Below are 1,849 nucleotides of genomic sequence, written 5' to 3'. Positions count from 1 at the left end.
GCACCGCCCCCACACCCAGCACCCGCCCCGCAGCCGGCACACAATACGCCACCAGCCGCCTGTCCCCCGGCACATCCTCACGCGCGACCACAACGCAGGACACCAGGTCAGGATGGGTCAGAAGCGTGGCCTCGATCTCGCCCAACTCGACACGCATCCCGCGGACCTTCACCTGGTGATCGGCGCGGCCGAGGAACTCGAGATTCCCATCCGGCCGCCACCGAACCACATCACCCGTGCGATACATGCGCGAGCCCGGCGGACCGAAGGGGTTGGCTACGAATCGCTCCGCCGTGAGGTCCTGCCGCCCGAGGTATCCGTGCGCCAACCCAGCACCATGGGCGTATAACTCGCCTGGCACGCCGAAAGGCACCAGCCCCAGGTTCGTATCGAGAACGTAGACATGAGTGTTGCCGATCGGTGCTCCGATCGGGCTGGTGGTCGGCCAGGCGGAGACGTCTGCGGGAAGGACGTAGTTCGTTATCCCATGGGTTTCGGTCGGACCGTACCCGTTGTGTACGGCACATGCCGGGTGACGACTGTGGAACTCCCGAGCAGCGTCACCCGGTACGTGGGCCTCGCCTCCTTGGACGATCAGACGCAGACGCGTAAGTACCGCCCTAGTGGCGTTGGCTGCCTGATAGAACTCCTCTAGTACGACATTGGGTGCCATGAGTTCCGCGATTTCGTACCGCCCGAGCCAGTCCACCAGCGTCGCGGGGTCGAGGCGTACGTCCCCGGCCGGTATGACAAGACACCGGCCGTACAGCAGCGAGCCGAGAATCTCGTACGCGGCCACGTCGAAGCTGACGCTCGCGAACTGTGCAACTCTCGCACCCGGTTCGCTCGCGGCCGCCTGCCCGCGATGCCAGCCCATCAGATTCACCAGGCCCCCGTGCGGCATCACAACGCCTTTGGGCGTGCCCGTGGATCCAGACGTATACATGACATATGCAGGCGATGAAACGGAAAGCGGCGCAAGTCTGTCGGCATCCGCAGGGTTCGTTGTACGACAGGCCGCGATCTCTGCGGCAGTTGCCGGATCATCCAGCGCAACCCACGTGCTTGACTCGCCGGGTAACCCGGCTGCCACCTCGCAAGTTGTCAGAACGTGAACGGGTCGGGCGTCCTCAAGCACAAATACGAAGCGGTCCGCCGGGTAGCTCACATCGATCGGCAGATAGGCAGCACCGGCCTTTAGGATGCCCAGCAGGGCCACCACCAGATCGGGGGTCTTCGGCAGCGCCAGAGCTACGGCGTCGCCGGCCTTCGCTCCTGAGCTGATCAGCCAGTGGGCCATCCTGTTCGCCCGTACGTTGAGCTCTCGGAAGGTGATACGCCTGTCCTGGGACAAAACGGCCAGACCGTCGGGATCCAACTCCGCTTGCTTCTCGAAGAGGTCCGGCAGCGTACTGAGCGACAGCGGAAAATCCGTATTATTGAACCCAGTCAGTAACTGACATCGCTCGACGTCCGTAAGCATGTCGAGTTGACCAAGGGGCCGTTCGGGATTCTCCACCACACTCGCCAGCAGGCGCTGGAAGTGATCCACAACGCGTCTGGCAGTTGTCTGCTCGAACAGGTCGGTGCTGTACGACAGCACCCCTTCAACGCCGGATTCCCCTTCCTCAACGCTGAGGGTGAGATCGAACTTCTCGACGGGCACGTCCAGCGATGTGCGCTCGGTCGCAAGGCTGGTTAAGTTCCATGCCTCATCGCCCAGGCTCTGCGGTGCGAACATCGCCTGAAACACAGGAGTACGGCTCAGGTTTCGTTCGGGGGCGATTTCCTCGACCAAGCGCTCGAAGGGCACGTCCTGGTTCTCGTACGCCTCCAAAGTGCGGTCCCG

The 1,849-nt window shown here is 63.2% G+C and carries 1 protein-coding gene; it reads right to left on the bottom strand.

Annotation, left to right across the window (positions count from 1 at the left end):
- Positions 1–1,837, bottom strand: a 1,837-nt coding sequence (locus ACIBLC_RS41925) for an amino acid adenylation domain-containing protein (protein ID WP_399216744.1), incomplete at its 3' end; no start/stop codon positions are given.
- Positions 1,838–1,849 lie beyond the last annotated feature (12 nt).

The sequence above is a fragment of the Streptomyces sp. NPDC050535 genome (assembly GCF_044457665.1).
Lineage (GTDB): Bacteria > Actinomycetota > Actinomycetes > Streptomycetales > Streptomycetaceae > Streptomyces.
Note: the sequence above shows the minus strand (reverse complement) of the source record. Positions and strands in the feature narration are given on the sequence as shown.